We start from the raw sequence: 18,766 nt of genomic DNA on the forward strand, positions 1-18,766 counted from the left end.
CGGCCTCAGTCCCCCTCGCCTGATCCCCGCGAGCGTCCGGAGCGCAGCGGGACCTGCTTGAAGAACAGCACGATGGCGAACGCCACCGCCGCGATCGGCATGCCCAGGGTGAACACGGTGTGCATCGCGTCGCTGAAGGCCTGGATCACCGCCTCCTGCGCAGCGGGGGGCAGCGCGTGGATCGCGTCGGGCGAGCCGGTCGCCGAGTCCGGCAGTTGCCCCGCGCCCGCACCCGCTCCGACCCGCTCGGCGAACTCCGCAAGCTCGTCGTGCAGCCGGTTGGTCATCACCGAGCCGAACGCGGCCACGCCTATCGCGCCGCCGAGGTTGCGGAAGAAGGAGACCGCCGATGTCGCCGAGGCCAGGTCCGCCCGCTTGACGGCGTTCTGCGTGGCGAGGATGAGAATCTGCATGCACATCCCCAGCCCCAGGCCGATCTGGCCGACGCCGGCGCCGACCAGGACGAGGCTGGAGTCGACGTCCAGCCGCGTCAGGGTGAAGAAGCCGCTCAGGATGAGCAGCGTCCCCACCGTCGGGAAGATCTTCCACTTGCCGGTGTGGCTGACTGCGAAGCCCGAGCTGACCGAGGCCACCAGCAGGCCGAGCACCATGGGCAGCGTCATGAGTCCGGAGGCCGTGGGGCTGAGCTCCTGCACGATCTGCAGGTACTGCGGCAGGTAGATCATCACGCCGAACATGCTCATGCCCACCGTGGCCGAGGCCAGCGAGCCGAGTACGAACGTGCGGTTGCGGAACAGGTGCGGCGGCAGAATGGGGTCCTGCGCGCGCAGTTCGACGAGCACGGCGGCGACGATCAGCACCACCGCTGCGGCGATCAGGCCGTAGGAGGGGGTGGAGGTCCACGCGAACTCCTGACCGCCGAGGCTCAGCAGCAGCATGACCGCGCTCGCGGCGCCGACGATGCAGGTGGCGCCCCACCAGTCGATGCGCTTGTCCGGGCGCGGCCGCGCGGGCAGCTTGAGCAGTCGCTGGATGACGACGAAGGCCACCACGGCAAGCGGCACGGTGATGAAGAAGCACCAGCGCCAGCCCAGCGGGCTGTCGACCAGGAACCCGCCGAGCAGCGGGCCGCCGACGGTCGCGATGCCGAAGACCGAGCCGAGGAAGCCGGAGTAGCGTCCGCGCTCACGCGGGGCGACGACGTCGCCCAGGATGATCTGGGGCAGCGCGGCGAGTCCCCCTGTGCCGATGCCCTGGAAGAAGCGTGCGGTGATGAGCCAGGTCATGTCGTGGGCGAAACCGGCGGCCACCGACGAGCCGATGAAGATCACCAGCGCGATCTGGAAAAGCAGCTTGCGGCCCCAGACGTCGGAGAGCTTGCCCCACACCGGCGTCGACGCGGTCATCGTGAGCAGGGTTGCGCTGGCCACCCAGGACAGCCGGTCCTGGCCGCCGAGTTCGCCGACGATGGTGGGCAGCGCTGTGCCCACGATCGACGTCGTGAGCATCGAGGTCAGCATGGCCAGCATCAGACCGATGAGGATCTCGATGATCTGGCGCCGGGAGTAGTTCGCCGGCGCTTCGTCTGCCGCCGTTTGGGCGGGCTCCCCCTGCACCGCCCCCGTCTGCCCGTCCGCTCCGGCTAAGCGTCGCTCCACGTTCGCACTACTCCTCGTTCGTCGCCCCGTGCCGGTGCCGCCGGCGGCCTCGGCGGGCGCGAGCGAGCGGTCGCAGGCCGGGGCCGGGCATGGCGAGCACGTCCCCTGGGGCGGGGACGGTTCGGTGGTAATCTCCCACTCAGGTATAAGTAAACAGTGTTGACTTGTCAAGCGGGGGCGCTATAGTGCGGGGAGCCGCGCACGAGAGGCCGCGCTGAGCAGGTGCTCCGCCGCGGCTGCAGCATGGGAGCCCGCCGATGAACCAGCCGGACGCCGCCGACGCCTGCCAAGGGCGGGCGCGCGACCGCGAGGCGACGCGCCAGCGCATCCTCGACAGCGCCCGCGACCTGTTCACGCGGGAGGGCTACGCGCAGGTGTCCTCGCGGCGCATCGCCGCCGAGGCCGGGGTCAACGTCGCTCTCATCAACCGCTATTTCGGTGCCAAGCGCGGTCTGCTGGCCGAGGTCATCGCCGAGGACGCCGCCTTTCCGGGGCTGTTCGAGGGCGACCGGGCCACGCTTCCGCGGCGCATCGCCGACCACGTGGTCAACCGCACGCTGGGCGCGGGGACGCCGCTGCAGCGCGCGCTTGTGCATTCGTCGGGGGACCCGGATCTGCAGTCGGTGTACCAGGAGCGGCTGCAGAGCGCGATCATCGGGCCGCTGGCCGACTACCTCGGCGGCCCCGAGGCCCAGGCGCGGGCCGCGCTGGTCGCGTCACTGCTGATCGGCGTGGCCAGCGTGCGGCGCATGGGCGGGGCCGAGCCGCTGAAGGCACACGAGCCCGAAGCACTGACCCGGCGGCTGACCGGAGTCGTCGAACGCTGCCTGGAGGAGTGAGCGCCGCCCCTTCCCGCGGGTTCCGCAGAGTGCGGGGCGGGTGTGACGGGTGACGCATGCGGCGTTCAGCCGATTCTAGCGAGGAGCCCCGGCTCTGCAGAGCCGGGAGGAATCGCTTCTCATCACGGCCCTGCCCCGAATACGAGCACGCCTGCGGATTTCGGCGTTCGGCCCCCATCGGGGCGGCGGTGATCGTAGGATCGCCGCTGTGCAGCTCGTCGTGCAGGTCAAACTGGTGCCCGATGCCGCACAGGCGTCCGCGCTGTCAGCGACCCTGCGCACCCTCAACGAGGCCGCCAACCGGGTCTCGGCGGTGGCCTTCGAGCTCGGTGTGCCGCGCGAGTACGAGCTGCGCAAGCACACCTACGCCGACCTGCGCTCCCAAGGTCTGGGCGCCCAGGCGGCCCAGCACACCATCAAGAAGGTCCGCGACGCCTACACCACGCTGGCGGCCGATATCCGGGCCGGCCACCTCGGCACACCTGGCAGCAAGCGCCGCCGAAAGGCCGAGTCCGCGCCGGTCGCCTTCCGGCCCGAGGCCGCCCCACCCCTTCGACGACCGGTGTTTGAGCTGGCGCTACGACCAGCGGACCGTCTCCGTCTGGACCACCGCGGGCCGGTTGAAGAACGTGGGCTTCGCCTGCGCACCGGAGGCGCTCAAGATGTTGGTAGAGCACCGGCAGGGCGATTCGGATCTGGTCGAACGCGGCGGCGTGTTCTACCTGATGGCCACCTGCGAGGTGGCCGAGGCCGAGCAGTATGCGCCGGAGGGGTTCATCGGTGTGGATCTGGGCATCGCCAACATCGCGACCACCTCCACCGGCTACCGGGCGGCCGGGCGGGGCCTGAACCGCCACCGCAGGCGCCAGGCCGCCCTGCGGGCCGAACTCCAGGCCAAGAAGACGACATCGGCGAAACGCCGGCTGAAGACGCGGCGGCGCAGGGAAGCGCGCCACGTTGCGAACACCAACCACGTCATCGCCAAGCAGATCGTGACCGAGGCTGAACGCACCTCATCCGGTATCGCCCTGGAAGACCTGACGGGGATCCGGCAGAGGGTACGGCTTTGCCGGCCCCAACGGGTCGCGATCCATTCCTGGGCCTTCGCCCGGCTCGCCGCCTTCATCGCCTACAAGGCCAAGCGGGCCGGGGTGCCGCTGGTCTCGGTGGATCCGGCCTACACCAGCCGGGAATGCGCCGAATGCCATCACATCGACACGAGGAACCGCCTGGATCGGGCCCGGTTCGTGTGCCGGTCGTGCGGGGTCGTTGCCCACGCCGACCGCAACGCTTCCCGCAACCTCGCCCGCCGGGGCGAGGCTGCGTGGAATGCGGGGCGTGCGTCACGCGTCCCTGCCGCCCCGTAGCGGGGGTGTCTGGACGGAGGAGCCCACCCGCCGGCCAGGCGGGCCGCTACCTCCAAGCGCGGTCCTTTAGGGCCGGGTCAAGTTGACCCCCGACGGGCAGGTGCTGTTCTTCAACGTCCAGAGTCCCGGGATCACCTATGCGGTCACCGGGCCCTGGCGCAGCGGCGCGCTGTAGGGCATCGGACCGGCCCGCCGCGGGAGCGCCCCCGCACGCCCCCGCGGCCGGGCCGGGTTTTCCGCGCAGAACCGCGCAATATCCGCAAACGGTTCATATGCTCGGGAATCCGCGCGGACGACGGCACGGCGGGCTCCGTATCCCCCGACGCGGAGGGGGAATTCAGCGCGACACGCCAATGCCGGGATAAGAACAAGGGCTGCTGACGCCCTGTGTTTCCCTATGGAACTGCGTACCGGACGACAGGGCTCCGGGCGCAGCGAGAATATGGGGGAACAATGAACCTGTCCATGGGATTCGTGCGGCCGAATCGGGGAAACAGTACCCGCCCCATGACCAAGGCGGCTGTTACGTTATCCTCCCTGGCGGTATTCGCCGCGTTGGCGCTCGTATCCGCAGGTCCGGCGGCCGCGGAGGAACGAGTCTACCAGGCGTCGAGTGTCGCCGGGGAAGCCGTCGAACACGCCAAGGAGCAAATAGGCAAACCTTACCGGTGGGGCGCGGAAGGGCCGGGGTCCTTCGACTGCTCGGGGCTTGTGCAGTATTCGTACAAGAAGGCGGGCAAGCGCCTCAGCCGCACCACCTACACCCAGTTCCGGGAAGGCCGTTCGGTTTCCCGGTCGAACCTGCGTCCGGGGGATCTCGTCTTCTTCTATTCCGGGCCGAGCCATGTCGGCATGTACGTCGGGAACGGCCGGATGATCCACGCGCCGAGTTCCGGGAAAAGGGTCCAGATCGTCGAGATGGCCGGCTACTACAACCGGCAGTTCGTGGGCGCGCGCCGCGTCGCCTGAGTCTCCGCCCGGGGCTGTAGAGCCCGGCGTCGAGACCGGCTGAGCACACCGTGCGGCGGCCGCAGTCCGGTAACCCACCGCAGCACCCGCGCGGAACCGAGAGCCGCGCGCCGCAGCGGTGTCCGGACGGCGGCCGCCGGCGGCCGCCCGGGTGCGCCCCGTCGGCACCGCCGCGAACCCCGTGCGCGCCGGTATGGGGCGGGGCCGCGGGGCACGGCGCGGCGGGCGCGGGCGGGCCGCGCCGGCGGCGGCGCCGAAGGTCACGACGGGTGCGGCGGGCGCATGACTACGCGGCGGGTGCGGCGCACCGGGCGGTGAGGGCATGGGCACTGCTTCGGAAAACGGGCGCCGCCCGCCGTCGAAAGCGGGGGAGTGGCGCGAGCGCGGACGGTGTGGCGGAGTGTGCGGCGATCCGGGTGTGCGGCCGGGCGTCAGCCCAGCACGATCGCGCCGGCGAGGACCGGTTGGCTGAACGTGACGGAACCCCGGCCCGAGGTGACGGCGCGGCCGCCCTGGCACGAGGTTCCGGCGAAGAGCGCGTATTTGGCGACGGCGTCGGCCTCGATGGCCACCACCCCGCCCTGGTCGGCCTCCAGCGCCCGGCAGCCACCGGTGTCGACCACCTGCTCATGCCCGGACTCGAAGGTCACGGTCACGGGACGCACGGAGTCGGCCCGCCCGGCGCGCATACCGGACAGCGCACCGGCGATGGTGGCGGACATGGTGGCGAGGTTGGCAGGGCGGATCGGCACGACGCGGCTCTCGATTCCTCGGGTTCCTCAGTAGACGCGAATGATCGTCACTCCCTGTCATTTAGCTATATCCAAGCGTGATCAGCGCGGATTCCGTGCGGTGTGTCGCCACATCCGGCCGATACGGACGCCGTGTGCGCCGCGTGCAGGCGGTATAGGCTGGACTGGAACCGGCCGGGGCCGCGAGCACGCGCCCCGGTGCGCCGGCGGTACGAAAGGAGCGCCGATGCCTCTCGGCTACGCCCTCGGGCACGCGCTCGCGTTCGGTCCCGACCTCGACCCCGCGTGGCCGCTGTCGCCGCTGTTCGGACCGGCCCTCGGCGCGTTCGCCGTGCTGGCGATCGTCGCGCTCGGCGCGGCGGTGGCGCGGGCGGTCTGCCGCGTCGGCGCGCGCTCGGCGCCCCACACGGCCGAGGACAGCCGCCGCGACTTCCTGCTGCGCAGCGGCGAGTGCGCACCCGCGCCGCCGGTGCGCGCGCCCGATACGCCCGGTAAACCGCGGCCGAGGGCACCCGGATTTCCGGCGGCGATCGGCTGAGCCCTCGCCGATCCGTGCCGGAACGCGGCACGGCCCGCCCGCGGTGCGCCTGCCGGTTCCCGGCGACCCGTCCCCGGGGGAGGCGCGTGGGCCGCACGGCGCCGCGGCCCTGCGGCCGCGGCGGCAGGCGGTCCTCCATCGGCGTCCGCACCCTCTCGGGATCGGTGCCCGCCGGCCCCGAACGCGGCTACTCCCAGGCCGAAGGCACGACGGGACCGCCGACGACGCGCGCGTAGCAGCCGTTGGCATACCGAACCCGGAAGTCGACCGGTTCCTCGCGCCAGGTCCCGGTGATGCGGACCTCGACGGGTGACTCGGTGGGCGGGCAGTAGGCCGCTCCGGAACGAAGGCGTTCCAGGTCGCCGCCGCTCTCCCGCAGGTGGGCACAGGCCTCCTGCGGGCGGGGATGGGTGCCGAAGTCGGGATCGCAGTTCAGCCAGTAGCGGTCCAGAGTGCCCGCGCCGGCGCGTTCGACGGTGATCTCCAGCGTCGACGAGGACTCCTGAGCCGCTGCGGGCGCTGCCGCTGCCGAGCAGAGGAGGGCGGCCGCACCCGCGGCCCCGACCCCGGCGGCGATTCGACGTAGCATGACTCTCCAATCACGTTGGGTGACGAACTGCCGCGTTGAGTCTGGGCCATCCCGGAAACGCCCGCAAGCGCGCATGCGCCTGGAAATGCTCTTGTGACCTGGCCGTATATCGGATCGGTCCGGTGTTGCAGTCGGCGGGCGGGATCGGGCGCCGGGACAGCCAGGGGCCGACGTCGTCACGCGGTGTCGCGGGCGACCGCCGCCCGGGGGATGGGGACGGCGCTACGGCGCCCGCGCCGACCGAGCCTCAGCCGTCGACGACCGCCACCCGCCGCCACCAGCCGAACCGGCCGCACAGCGGGCCGGAAGCCGCCTGCTTCGGCGGACAGCCGCGCGCTGCCGGGAACTCCCGCGTTGCGCACCGGAGCCCGCACGTCGCCTGCCGACGCGTCCCGCGCCGCTCCCGCCCGCGGAACGCCAGAACCCCCGATCCTCCCCACGAGATGAACCGAGGTTGCGCCATGTACACGTTTCCACCGATCGCGGCCGCCGTCGGGGCGGCCTATACCGTCGTCACCGCACTCGCGGCCGTACTGGCCCCCGTAGCCGGACCCGCGGCGGCGGCGCTGGCCGTCGTCGTGCTGACCGCGGCCGTCCGGCTGGCGCTGCTGCCGCTGAGCATCGCCCAGGTCCGCGGCGAGAAGGTGCGCACGCGGCTCGCTCCGCGGATGCGCGAACTCCAGCGCCGCCACCGCGCCGACCCGCAGCGGTTGCTCACCGAACAGCGCCGCCTCTACGCCGAGGCGGGCAGTTCGCCGATGGCGGGGTGCCTGCCCGCACTGGCGCAGCTGCCGGTCTTCATGGTGCTCTACGGCGTTTTCACCAGCCCGGTCGTCGGCGGATCCGGCAACGAACTGCTGCGGCACACTCTCGGCGGCGTGCCGCTGGGGTCAGGGCTGGGCGACGTGCTCGCGGGCGGCGGCGCCGGTACGGCCGTCTTCGCCGTGCTGCTCGTGGTCGTCGCCGCGACCGCGTGGGCGTCGCGGCGGTGGCTGACGCTTCCGGCGCTGGAGGGCGCCGCCGAAGCGGGCACGCCGGCGGTGCCCGGAGCGCGGCTGATGTCGTTCCTGCCGTACGGGACCGTGGCGGCCGCCGCGTTCCTCCCGCTGGCCGCCGGGTTGTACCTGGCGACGACGACCGCCTGGACCGTGGCCGAGCGGCTGGCGCTGCGGCAGTTGATCACCGGCTGACGCGGCGCGGCACGGCCGTCTACGGCGCGAAGTCGACGCAGGCCAGCCGGGTTCCCGCCATGCCCGCTTCGCCCGGGGTCGTTTCGGTGTGGTCGGCGTGGATGACGATCGAGTTGGCCTCGCCCTCCCGCGGCGTCCAGCCGACGTCCGCTTCGGAGTCCGCCGTGCCGTCGGCGTCGGTGGTGAAGTCCAGCCAGACCTCGTTCTCCTCGTTGGCGTACTCGGGGTCGTTCGCGGCGTCGGCGGGCGCCTGATCGTCCTGGTAGTGCGGGCCGGCGGCCTGCGGGTCCTCGCCGCAGGAGTCGGTGTGCAGGTGGGCGCCGTAGGGCTCGTTCGGCTGCAGGCCGCTCACCGCCAGGGTGAAGTCGGTCTCGGCGCCGTCCATGGTTGCGGCCGCGGTGACCGTCGAGCCCGGCGGCACGGCCTGTTCGTCGTAGGTGACGGCGTCGGCGTCGGGCGCGTAGGGCTGGAATTCGGCGTTGACGTGGCCGAGGTCGCCGAAGCCGGCCTCGACCGACCCGCCCGCCGAGGGCGTCGGGTGGGCGACCCCCTCGTCGTCTCCCTCGAATTCCTCGCCGCACCCGGAGAGCAGCAGGGATGCGGCGGCCAGGCCGAGGATGGCTCGGGTCACGGACACGTTGGAACCCCCCGGGAATCCGCGTCGGCGTCTCGCGGAACGCTACCCGAAGTCACCGCGCCATCACGTGATTTCGCCGTGGCCCGTGATCAGGAAGAAGACGGCGAGGCCGGGCGCGGGGGCGTCAGTCCCGCGCCGGCGCGGGTTGCGGTCTCCGGGGTGCCGGTCTCTGCGGTGGTAGGGGGAGCACTCGGCGGGGGATAGGAGTCCGTGAAGGTGAACGCCTCGGGGGACGGGCCGTTCGCGCGGAGCAGCGCCAGGCGCTCTCCGGCCTCTTCGATCGTGGGGATGCGGCCCGCCGGAACCCACCACATCACCTGGTGCGCGGCGGCCATGCGGGTGAACCATTCGCGGCGGCGGCGCAGCAGGTCCAGGTGGCCGCTGCGGTAGGTGAAGTTCCACAACGAGTCGCGGTCCGCCCAGAGCGAGAAGTTGACGATGAGGTCGTCGCCGAATGGCCGGGCGGCCGTGGCGTCGGCGCCGTTCTCGTCGACGTAGCGCCAGACGAAGCCGGGGCTGGCCTCGGCGAGGGCGTTGATCGGGTCGAGCAGCGCGACGAAGTCCGCCAGGGCGGGATCGTCCAGCGGTGCTTTGAGGGCGGCGATGTTGAGTTGGGCCAGCCGGTGGTCGCTCATGCGGTTCAGCATGGGTGCGCGTCGCGTCTATGTCAATCTAAATTGGTTTTGGAATCGGCGGCGATCGCGGAGATGAGGACGCAGCAGCCTCGGGGCGCCGGCGCCATGTCCGCGCGGAAGGAGTCGGCGCCCGCGCCGCTCAGCAGGCCGCGCAGCAGTTCCAGGTTCATGCCGCAGGCCAGCGGCGGGTGGCTGCGGGCCACGGCGTCGAAGGGGCAGTTGCGCAGCCGCAGCAGCGGATGGGCCCCCGCCCGGGCGGGCGTCTGTGCGTCGGAGCCGGGCGCGGCCTCGACCGGAGCCGGTTCGTAGCCGTGGTGCTCAAGCCAGTGCGCGAGCGCGGCTGCCGAGACCGGGCCGCCGGCCGCGGACCCGCTGTCTCCCGCGGCGCCGCCGTCGTTCTGCGCGGCCTGCGCGGCGCCGCGGCGCTCGCCTTCCTCCCTGGCCGAGGCGTACAGCGCCTCGTCGGCGCCCGCGCGTTCCACGGCATCGGCGAGCAGGGCGGCGGCGGTGCCGTAGTCGCGCGGCGGCAGCTGGACGGCGTGCTCCCGGTGCGAACGGCGGTAGAGTTTGGCCGGACGTCCCGAGCCCGGCCCTTCGCGCCCGGTGAGCTTGCCCCTGGTGACGTCCAGCAGCCCCGCTTCGACCAGCTTGTCCAGGTGGAACGCGACGAGGTTGCGCCGCGCACCCACCGCCTCGGCGGCCTCGGCGCGGCCGACGTCGCCGCCGCGCTCGGCGACGTAGTCGTAGAGTTTGCGGCGCAGCGGCTCGGCGAGCACACCAACCGCCTCGATCCCGGATCCGCTCATGCCCCCATTGTGCGCCGCCCGCGGCACCTCGCGGCCGATCAGGCGCAGGCGGCCGCGGCATCACCGGATCGGCCCGCGGTAGGGCCCGGGCGGCGGCGAATGCGCTTCGTTGCCGCTTCGATACCGGATGGAAGGTTCACGACTGGGCACAAAGGTAGAGACCGTGTGGCACACGACACCTTTGTGACGGATCCGAGGAACTCCCATGGCGACACCAAGTGAACCCGGGTCGACCGCGGCTCCAACCGGAGGGTCGACCGGCGGCACCTCGGCGACCTCTCCGGGCGACACCGCCGAGGCCGACACCGGCCTGCTGCGCAAGCGGATCGGTCTCGCGGCGGGCATCGTCCTGGCCCTGGCGGTCTACTTCGCCATCCCCGACTCCCTGGACCACGCCGGCAAGGTGACCGCGGCCGTCGCGACACTGATGGCCGCATGGTGGATGACCGAGGCCATTCCCCTTCCGGCGACCGCTTTGCTGCCCCTCGTCCTGTTCCCCGTCCTCATCGGGGCCGACATCGCCGCCGTCGCCGCGCCATACGCCGACGACGTCATCTTCCTGTTCATGGGCGGCTTCATGCTGGCGATGGCGATGCAGCGGTGGAATCTGCACCGCCGTATCGCGCTGGTCGTGGTCTCGGCGGTCGGCACCAGCCCGGTGATGCTGATCGCCGGGTTCATGCTGGCCACCGGCTTCCTCACGATGTGGGTCAGCAACACCGCCACCACCGTCATGATGCTGCCCATCGGCCTGTCGGTGCTCGGCCTGGTCAACCAGCTGGGCGAAGGCAAGGGCGACGCCAACTTCGCCACCGCGCTGATGCTGGGTATCGCCTACTCCGCGTCGATCGGCTCGGTCTCCACCCTCATCGGCACTCCGCCCAACGCGTTCATGGCGGGCTACCTCTCGCAGACCCACGGCATCGAGGTCGGCTTCGGCCAGTGGATGATGGTGGGCCTGCCGCTGGCCGCGGTCTTTTTGGTCGTGGCCTGGCTGGTGCTGACGCGCCTGGTCTATCCGCCCGGAATCAGCACGCTGCCCGGAGGCCGGGAGCTGATCCGCGATCAGCTCCGCGAGATGGGGCCGATGTCGCGCGGCGAGTGGACGGTGCTCGCCGTCTTCGTGGCCGCCGCCGTGTCGTGGGTCGGCATCCCGTTCCTGGCCGACACCCCCGCCGTCGCCGACGCGCTGCCGTGGCTGGCCGACATCTCCGACGCGGGGATCGCGATGACGGTCGCGGTTGCCCTGTTCCTGATCCCGGTCAAGGGCCGCTCCGGCGTGGCCGCACTCGACTGGTCGACCGCGCTGCAGCTGCCCTGGGGCATCCTGCTGCTGTTCGGCGGCGGGATCGCGCTGTCGGTGCAGTTCGAGGAGACCGGACTGAGCAACTGGATCGGTGAGCGGGTGGGCCTGCTCAGCGCCGTGCCGGCGTGGCTGATCGTGCTGATCGTGGCCGCTCTGGTGCTGCTGCTCACCGAGCTGACCAGCAACACAGCGACGGCCAACATCTTCCTCCCGGTCCTCGCCGGCGTCGCGGTCGGGCTGGGTCTGGACATCATGCTGCTGGTCGTCCCCGCCGCGCTCGCCGCCTCTCTGGCCTTCATGCTGCCGGTGGCCACCCCGCCCAACGCGATCGCGTTCGGCTCCGGCTACATCCGCATCGGCCAAATGGTCCGCGCGGGGGTCTGGCTGAACATCATCTCGGTCGTGCTGATCATGGCGACGATGTACGGCATCGCGTACTGGGTGTTCTCCATGGGCGGCTGACGAGGCCGCGCGTCCCGCGCTCGCGGCGCCGCTCTACGATCGAAGGCGGCCATGCGAACCATCAGACACGGCGGCGAGTACGAGCTGCTCATCAAGAAGTCCCGATTCGTCTGCGCCCTGCAGCGCGTCGGGGACGAGGACGCGGCGCGCCGGTTCATCGCCGAGCGTCGGCGGATGCACTGGGGCGCGGCGCACAACTGCACCGCCTACGTGCTCGGCGCCGAAGGGGAGGTGCAGCGCTCCGGCGACGACGGCGAACCGTCCGGCACAGCGGGGGTGCCGATGCTCGAAGTGCTGCGCCATCGCGGGATCACCGACACCGCGGCCGTCGTGACCCGCTACTTCGGCGGGGTGAAACTGGGGGCCGGCGGTCTGATCCGCGCCTACGGCAACGCGGTCGCCGCTGCGCTCGACGACGTCGGCGAGCTGGAGCGGCGCACGCTGCGGATCGTGACGGTCGGTGCCGACTACCTGCTCGCGGGGAAACTGGAAAGCGACCTGCGCGAGTCCGCCTACCGGGTGCGGGACGTGCGCTACGGCGCCGACGTGGCCATCGACGTGGCCGTGGCCGAGCACGCCCTCGACGGCTTCGGCGACTGGCTCGCCGAAGCCACCGGCGGCAAGGCGGAATACGGGCTCGGCGGCAGCACCACGATCGAGGTGGAGCCCGGTGCCGAGTGAGGCGACCGCCCCGCGCACCGGCCGAGCGCAGCCCGGTCGCCGCATCGGCCTCCGGCCCGCGGGAACGCTGGCGGATTCCGAGTGTGTCGGCGCGGCGCAGGCGTTCTAGGATTCCGTTACCTGATGTCGTCCTAGGGAGTCACCGCCTTATGCGCACCTGGCGACGGAAGCCGCTGGCAGCGGCCGCCGGGGCGGCGCTGCTCGTCGCGGGTGCCGCCTGCACCGCCGACGACGAGCCCGACCGGCCGGAGGAGTCGCCGCGGCCGCTGCCCACGGCCTTCGGAGGCGAACTCCCTCCCGGCATCGGCGCCGAGCCGCTGCGCCACCTGCACGGGCCCGGCGGCGAGGGGCCCGGCATCCTCGACGACGAGATGGGCGTGCGGATCTCCTCCGTCGGCGAGTCGTTCCTCATCAGCTCCAACAGCGAGGAACGGCACCTGCTGCTGGGCGCGGCCGACGGCGAGACCCTGTGGCGGGGCGAGCGCCACATCCGGCGCTTCGGCGCCGACGCCGACGGTTCCCAGGTGCTCGTCGTCGACGGCGCCGACGGCGGCACCGAGGTGATCGGCGACGACGGCGAGACGGTGTGGCGCGGGTCGAGCCCCCGGGAGACGTTCCTCGGCGGCGCGGTGGTGCGCCGCCCCGCCGACTGGAGCCCCGACGACCCCTACGGCGACTACACCGTCCTCGCCCCCGGCGGCGAGGAGCTCTGGGACTACACCTTCGAAGCCCCCGACGACGACACACCCGGCGCCGACGCCACCGCCGGTCCCGGTGCGTCACCGTCGGCCGAGCCGTCCGACGGCGCCCCTGCCGACCCCGACACCACGCCCGACCCTGATCGCGGCGGGGTGCCCGTGGCGGCCCGCGACGGCGTACTGCTGCTCGACGACGGCGCCGGGCTGCTCCAGGCCCGCGGGATCGGTCCCGACAGCACCGGCGAGCTGCTGTGGAGCTTCGCCGGAGACGACCCCGACCTGGCCGGCGGCACCGACGTGCAGCGGCCCCGCGCCGAGGTCGTCGGCACCTACGACGTGCCGGTGGAGGAGGCGGCCGAGCCGGGCGGCGCGGACGACGATTCCCCCGCGGCCGGGTCCCCTTCCCGGACGTCGTCCCCCTCGCCCGGCGCGGGCGGTGTCGCCGAGGACGGCGGCGGGCAGGAGACCGAAGCGAGCACCGAGGCGTCCCCCGGTCCGGGGGACGGCGCGGATACCGCAGAGCCGACCCGCCCCGCCGTGCTGGTGCGGTGGAGCGTCCCCGAGGAGCCCTCGGTGCTTTCGCTGCACGACCTGCACACCGGTGAGCTGCTGTGGAGCTTCGCCGAGCCGGGCGCCAACCCGGGCGGCGACGAGTTCGCCCCGCCCCCGCTGCCCGGCGCCCTCTACGAGCCGGCGACCGGCACCCTGCTGCTGCCGCAGGCCACCGGCGAGGTTTCGCTGATAGCCGTCGACCTCGCGGCGGGCGAGGTCCGCTGGGCGTTCGAGGACGAGTTCGAGCACACGATCTCGCCGGCACTGGCCATCCAGGGCTACATCTACGGCGACACCCGCGGTGCCGACGACACCACCGCGCAGATCGTGCTGGACGCCGAGGACAAGGATGTCGCCGCCGAAGGGCTCGGCGCCTATGTCGAGGCCGCGACCCGCCAGGGTTACAGCATCGTCGTCAGCGACAGGCAGCGCTTCGTCTTCCCGCCCGCCGACGGCGCCGGCACGGACGAGGAGACGAGCCCGACGGGATAGGCGCTGCTTTCCGGAGAGGTCCGGGCGCGCGTAGCGCTGTGCGCCGGATTGCCGCCGAGCGCACGGTGCACTGTCGCGCCGGGCCCGGCCACCGGTGGGCCGGTTCCGGCGGATACGGGCGCGAACCGCCGGAAAGCGGGTCCCGGCCGTCCTCGGCTGTGGCTGGGGTCGGTTTCTGATCGGGCTGTCCACAGATGCACGACCCGCTTTAGCCGGACCATGGTGATGTTGCCTACCATCCGGTATATGGAGACGCCGGAGAGCGGTCCGCGGACCGCGCACGGGGACCTCGCCGCCGACCACGAATCGGCGGCAGGCTTTCCCGGGGCCACCTACGAGCAGTGGCGCGAACTGGTCGCCCAAGTGCTGCGGAAGGCCGGGGCGGAGGTCGATCCCGACGCCCCTGCGCCTGAGGCGGCACTGGCCACCACGACCTACGACGGGATCACACTGGGGCCGCTCTACACGGTCGGCGACGACATCGACTCCGGATTCCCCGGCGCCGCCCCCTTCACCCGCGGCGGCCGCCCGCAGGGCGCCGTCATCGAGGGATGGGAGGTCCGCCAGCAGCACCGCGACCCGCGGCCCGAGCGCGCGCGGCAGGCCGTCTCCGCGGACCTGATGGGCGGCGTCGGCGCCCTGTGGCTGGTCTGCGGCGACGCCGGCATCCCCACCGGCGGCATAGGCGAGGTGCTGGCCGACGTCCACCTCGACCTCGCCCCCGTCACGCTGGAGGCCGGCGCCGACTACGAGGCCGCCGCGCGCGAGCTGCTGAGCGCCTGGAGCGATCGGGAACCGCCCGACAGCGCGCTCGCAGGCGGGTTGGGCATCGACCCGCTGACCACCGCCGCGCGCACCGGCGAGCCCGTCGACGCCGAGGGGGCGGCGCGCTTCGCCGTCGAGGCCGCTTCCCGCCACCCCGGGCTGCGGCTGTTCACCGCCGACGCCGCCTGCTGCCACGAGGCCGGCGGCTCCCCGGCCCAGGAGCTCGGCGCCGCCATGGCGGCGGGCGTCGCCTACCTGCGGGCGCTGGCCGGCGCCGGGACCGGCCTGGCCGACGCCGCGCGGCGCATCGAGTTCCGCTTCGCCGCGAGCGCCGACCAGTTCGCGACCATCGCCAAGCTGCGCGCGGCGCGGGCCATGTGGAACCGCGTGCTCCAGGCGTGCGGCCTGGAGGCGGCCGATCGCCCGCCCATGCGCCAGCACGCGGTCACCTCGGCGGCCATGGCCACCCGCCGCGACCCGCACGTGAACATGGTCCGCAGCACCCTGGCCTGCTTCGCCGCGGGCGTCGGCGGCGCCGACGCCGTGACCGTGCTCCCCTTCGACCACGCCCTCGGCCTGCCCGACGACTTCGCCCGGCGCATCGCCCGCAACACCCAGGCGCTGCTGGTCGAGGAGGCGCACTTGGCCCGGGTCGTCGACCCGGCGGGCGGCTCGTTCTACGTCGAGCGGCTGACCGCCGACCTCTACGGCGCCGGTTGGGCGTTCTTCCAGCGGCTGGAGGCCGCGGGCGGCATGGCCGATGCGGTGTCGGGCGGGATGCTCGCCGCCGAACTGGATGAGGTGTGGCAGCGGCGCCGCGACGCGATCGCGCATCGCCGGGACCCGATCACCGGTGTCACCGAGTTCCCCGACCTGGACGAAGAGCCGATCGAGCGCGAACCGCTGCCGACCGCCGCAAGCGCCGCGTCGGCGCTGCCGCGCCGCCGCTACGCCCAGGACTTCGAGGAGTTGCGCGACCGTTCCGACGCGCACCGGGCCGCCACAGGCGCGCGGCCGCGGGTGTTCCTGGCCACTCTGGGACCGGTCGCCACGCACACCGCGCGGGCCGCGTTCGCCGGGAACCTGCTGCGGGTCGGCGGCATCGAGGCCGCGGGCGGCGAGTCCGCCGGCGGCGCCGAGGAGGCCGTCGCCGCCTTCAGCGCGAGCGGCGCCCGCGTCGCCTGCCTGTGCGGCAGCGACAAGGTCTACGCCGAGCACGCCGCCGACACCGCCGCGGCGCTCAAGGATGCGGGCGCCGAGCGCGTGCTGCTGGCGGGCAGGCCCGCCGCCGTGTCCGAAGGCGCGGCCGTCGACGACTTCTGCTTCGCCGGGTGCGACGCGCTCGGCCTGCTCGCCGGCCTGCACGACGTGCTGGGGGTAGGCCGATGAGCGCCGCGGCGAGCAGCGGCCGCGTGCTCGCCGTCCACGGGCGCGCACCCGCCGGTGCCCGCGGCGGTGGGCGCGGCGCCGCCGGAGACGCGGGCGGCATCCGCCCTTTCGGCGCCGCCGCAGCGGCGGCTGCGGGCGGCGGTTCGACAGCCGCCGAGTCCGGGTCCGGCCGCTGCGGGGGAGGCGGCGGTGCGTCGGCGGTGTCCGCGAACATGCACGACGTCTTGGGAGGGTCCCTGTGATTCCCGACTTCAGCCGCGTCGGGCCCGGGCCTGACGGGCCGGCGGCGGATACCGGCACCGGCGCCGACGCAGCCGCGTGGGCGCGCGCGGTCGAGGAGGCCACCGGCAAGGGGCCGGACGCGCTGTCCTGGGAGACTCCCGAGGGCATCGGCGTCAAACCCCTCTACACTCCGGCCGACCGTGCGGGGCTCGGCCTGGAGGGGCACTATCCCGGCATCGCCCCCTACCTGCGCGGCCCCTACTCGACCATGTACGTCAGCCGGCCCTGGACCATCCGCCAGTACGCCGGATTCTCCACGGCCCAGGAGTCCAACGCCTTCTACCGGCGCAACCTCGCCGCCGGCCAGAAGGGGCTGTCGGTCGCCTTCGACCTGGCCACCCACCGCGGCTACGACTCCGACCACCCGCGCGTCGCGGGCGACGTCGGCATGGCGGGCGTGGCCATCGACTCCATCTACGACATGCGCCAGCTCTTCGACGGCATCCCGCTGGAGGGCATGAGCGTGTCCATGACCATGAACGGCGCCGTGCTGCCGGTGATGGCGCTCTACATCGTCGCCGCCGAGGAGCAGGGGGTGGCGCCCGAGCAGCTCGCCGGCACCATCCAGAACGACATCCTCAAGGAGTTCATGGTCCGCAACACCTACATCTACCCGCCGCAGCCCTCGATGCGGATCATCTCCGACATCTTCGCCTACACCTCGCAGCGCATGCCGCGGTTCAACTCCATCTCGATCTCCGGCTACCACATGCAGGAAGCCGGGGCCACCGCCGACCTCGAACTCGCCTACACGCTGGCCGACGGCATCGAGTACATCCGCGCCGGGCGGCGCGCGGGGCTGGACGTCGACGCGTTCGCCCCGCGGCTGTCGTTCTTCTGGGCGATCGGCATGAACTTCTTCATGGAGGTCGCCAAGCTGCGCGCGGCGCGGCTGCTGTGGGCGGACCTCGTGGGCTCCTTCGGTCCGCAGGACCCCAAGTCGATGTCGCTGCGCACCCACTCCCAGACGTCGGGGTGGTCGCTGACCGCCCAGGACGTGTTCAACAACGTGGCGCGCACCTGCGTCGAGGCGATGGCCGCCACCCAGGGCCACACCCAGTCGCTGCATACCAACGCGCTGGACGAGGCGCTGGCGCTGCCCAGCGACTTCTCCGCGCGCATCGCCCGCAACACCCAGCTGGTGCTGCAGCAGGAGTCGGGCACGACGCGGGTCATCGACCCCTGGGGCGGCAGCCACTACGTCGAGCGCCTCACCGCCGATCTCGCCGAGCGGGCCCGCGCGCACCTCGACGAGGTCGAGCGGGCCGGGGGCATGGCGGCGGCCATCGACGCCGGAATCCCCAAGATGCGCATCGAGGAGGCCGCGGCCCGGACCCAGGCGCGCATCGACTCCGGCCGCCAGCCCGTCATCGGCGTGAACAAGTACCGGCCCGAGGAGGCCGACCAGATCGACGTGCTGCGGGTGGACAACAGCCGGGTGCGCGCCGAGCAGCTGGAGAAGCTGGAGCGGCTGCGCGCCGAGCGCGACGACGCGGCCGTACGCGACGCGCTGGAGCGCCTCAGCGCGGCGGCCGCCGCCGAGTCGGGCGGCGCGAGTCTGCGGAACAACCTGCTCGCCGCCGCCGTCGACGCGGCCCGGGCCAAGGCCACCGTCGGCGAGATCTCCGCGGCTATGGAGCGGGTGTTCGACCGCCACGCCGGGCAGGTCCGTACCATCCAGGGTGTGTACCGCGAGGAAGCCGGGTCTTCGGCCGACGCCGAGGCCGCCATGACCGCCGTCGGCGAACGCGTGCGCGCTTTCGAGGAGAACGAGGGCCGCCGGCCGCGCATCCTGGTGGCCAAGATGGGCCAGGACGGCCACGACCGCGGGCAGAAGGTGATCGCCACCGCGTTCGCCGACCTCGGCTTCGACGTGGACGTGGGTCCGCTGTTCCAGACCCCGGCCGAGGTCGCCGCCCAGGCCGCCGAGTCCGACGTGCACCTCATCGGCGTCTCGTCGCTGGCGGCCGGCCACCTGACCCTGGTGCCCGCGCTGCGGTCCGAGCTCGCCGCGCTGGACCGCTCCGACATCATGGTGGTCGTGGGCGGTGTGGTCCCGCCGGACGACTTCGACGCACTCTACGAGGCCGGAGCGGCGGCGATCTTCCCGCCGGGCACGGTCATCGCCGAGGCCGCGCTCGGCCTGCTCACCAGCCTGGAATCCGAACTCGGCCACCGCACGTGACCGTGGTCCGGCC

General features: G+C 72.8%; 16 protein-coding genes. 10 read left to right on the forward strand and 6 right to left on the reverse strand.

The features are described from left to right. Positions 1–5: 5 nt before the first annotated feature. Entirely contained in the window at positions 6–1,619 is a 1,614-nt protein-coding gene (locus EKD16_RS01380) for an MDR family MFS transporter (protein WP_131096701.1), read from the reverse strand. A gap of 257 nt (positions 1,620–1,876) precedes the next feature. Between EKD16_RS01380 and EKD16_RS01385 the strand changes: the two genes are divergently transcribed. The 3 genes from EKD16_RS01385 (at position 1,877) to EKD16_RS01395 (ending at position 4,794) form a co-directional block, all read left to right on the forward strand. Next, positions 1,877–2,458 carry a TetR/AcrR family transcriptional regulator gene (locus EKD16_RS01385; RefSeq protein ID WP_131096702.1) on the forward strand — a complete coding sequence of 194 codons (582 nt, stop codon included), beginning with the start codon at positions 1,877–1,879 and terminating at the stop codon, positions 2,456–2,458. Positions 2,459–3,024: 566 nt separating this feature from the next. Next, positions 3,025–3,825 carry an RNA-guided endonuclease InsQ/TnpB family protein gene (locus EKD16_RS01390; protein WP_341351863.1) on the forward strand — a complete coding sequence of 267 codons (801 nt, stop codon included), beginning with the start codon at positions 3,025–3,027 and terminating at the stop codon, positions 3,823–3,825. 453 nt (positions 3,826–4,278) lie between these two features. Next, positions 4,279–4,794 carry a C40 family peptidase gene (locus tag EKD16_RS01395; protein WP_242677190.1) on the forward strand — a complete coding sequence of 172 codons (516 nt, stop codon included), beginning with the start codon at positions 4,279–4,281 and terminating at the stop codon, positions 4,792–4,794. Between the two features lie 431 nt (positions 4,795–5,225). Here EKD16_RS01395 and EKD16_RS01400 read toward each other — a convergent pair whose 3' ends face one another. Continuing rightward, positions 5,226–5,546: a phosphatase gene (locus tag EKD16_RS01400; RefSeq protein WP_131096703.1), complete on the reverse strand. Its 321-nt coding sequence runs from the start codon at positions 5,544–5,546 to the stop codon at positions 5,226–5,228. Positions 5,547–5,772: 226 nt separating this feature from the next. Between EKD16_RS01400 and EKD16_RS01405 the strand changes: the two genes are divergently transcribed. Beyond that, positions 5,773–6,084, forward strand: a complete 312-nt coding sequence (locus tag EKD16_RS01405; protein ID WP_131096704.1) for a DUF6412 domain-containing protein — start codon at positions 5,773–5,775, stop codon at positions 6,082–6,084. A 187-nt stretch (positions 6,085–6,271) separates the two neighbouring features. Here EKD16_RS01405 and EKD16_RS01410 read toward each other — a convergent pair whose 3' ends face one another. Next, positions 6,272–6,673: an SSI family serine proteinase inhibitor gene (locus EKD16_RS01410; protein WP_165498470.1), complete on the reverse strand. Its 402-nt coding sequence runs from the start codon at positions 6,671–6,673 to the stop codon at positions 6,272–6,274. Between the two features lie 461 nt (positions 6,674–7,134). Here EKD16_RS01410 and EKD16_RS01415 point away from each other — a divergent pair, with 461 nt between their 5' ends. Beyond that, positions 7,135–7,863 (forward strand): YidC/Oxa1 family membrane protein insertase, encoded by a 729-nt coding sequence (locus EKD16_RS01415; RefSeq protein WP_131096706.1) that lies wholly within the window; start codon positions 7,135–7,137, stop codon positions 7,861–7,863. 19 nt (positions 7,864–7,882) lie between these two features. Here EKD16_RS01415 and EKD16_RS01420 read toward each other — a convergent pair whose 3' ends face one another. The 3 genes from EKD16_RS01420 to EKD16_RS01430 all read right to left on the reverse strand — a co-directional run bounded on the left by EKD16_RS01420 (position 7,883) and on the right by EKD16_RS01430 (position 9,941). Beyond that, positions 7,883–8,500, reverse strand: coding sequence for a superoxide dismutase family protein (locus EKD16_RS01420; protein WP_131096707.1), 618 nt, complete (start codon positions 8,498–8,500; stop codon positions 7,883–7,885). A gap of 89 nt (positions 8,501–8,589) precedes the next feature. Continuing rightward, a complete protein-coding gene (locus tag EKD16_RS01425; RefSeq protein WP_131096708.1) occupies positions 8,590–9,135 on the reverse strand; it encodes a DUF3291 domain-containing protein in 546 nt (181 codons plus the stop codon). 32 nt (positions 9,136–9,167) lie between these two features. Then, positions 9,168–9,941 (reverse strand): helix-turn-helix transcriptional regulator, encoded by a 774-nt coding sequence (locus EKD16_RS01430; protein WP_131096709.1) that lies wholly within the window; start codon positions 9,939–9,941, stop codon positions 9,168–9,170. Positions 9,942–10,146: 205 nt separating this feature from the next. On the opposite strand from EKD16_RS01430, the gene EKD16_RS01435 reads away from it, so the two are divergent. The 5 genes from EKD16_RS01435 to scpA all read left to right on the forward strand — a co-directional run bounded on the left by EKD16_RS01435 (position 10,147) and on the right by scpA (position 18,753). Continuing rightward, positions 10,147–11,709 (forward strand): SLC13 family permease, encoded by a 1,563-nt coding sequence (locus EKD16_RS01435; protein WP_131096710.1) that lies wholly within the window; start codon positions 10,147–10,149, stop codon positions 11,707–11,709. A 51-nt stretch (positions 11,710–11,760) separates the two neighbouring features. After that, entirely contained in the window at positions 11,761–12,390 is a 630-nt protein-coding gene (locus EKD16_RS01440; protein WP_131096711.1) for a YigZ family protein, read from the forward strand. 149 nt (positions 12,391–12,539) lie between these two features. After that, on the forward strand, positions 12,540–14,132 hold the full coding sequence (locus EKD16_RS01445) for a hypothetical protein (RefSeq protein WP_131096712.1): 1,593 nt from the start codon (positions 12,540–12,542) through the stop codon (positions 14,130–14,132). 246 nt (positions 14,133–14,378) lie between these two features. After that, a complete protein-coding gene (locus tag EKD16_RS01450) occupies positions 14,379–16,286 on the forward strand; it encodes a methylmalonyl-CoA mutase subunit beta (protein ID WP_131096713.1) in 1,908 nt (635 codons plus the stop codon). Between the two features lie 238 nt (positions 16,287–16,524). Next, positions 16,525–18,753, forward strand: a complete 2,229-nt coding sequence (scpA, locus tag EKD16_RS01455) for a methylmalonyl-CoA mutase (RefSeq protein WP_131096714.1) — start codon at positions 16,525–16,527, stop codon at positions 18,751–18,753. Positions 18,754–18,766 lie beyond the last annotated feature (13 nt).

The sequence above is a fragment of the Streptomonospora litoralis genome, assembly GCF_004323735.1.
Taxonomy (GTDB): Bacteria; Actinomycetota; Actinomycetes; order Streptosporangiales; family Streptosporangiaceae; genus Streptomonospora; species Streptomonospora litoralis.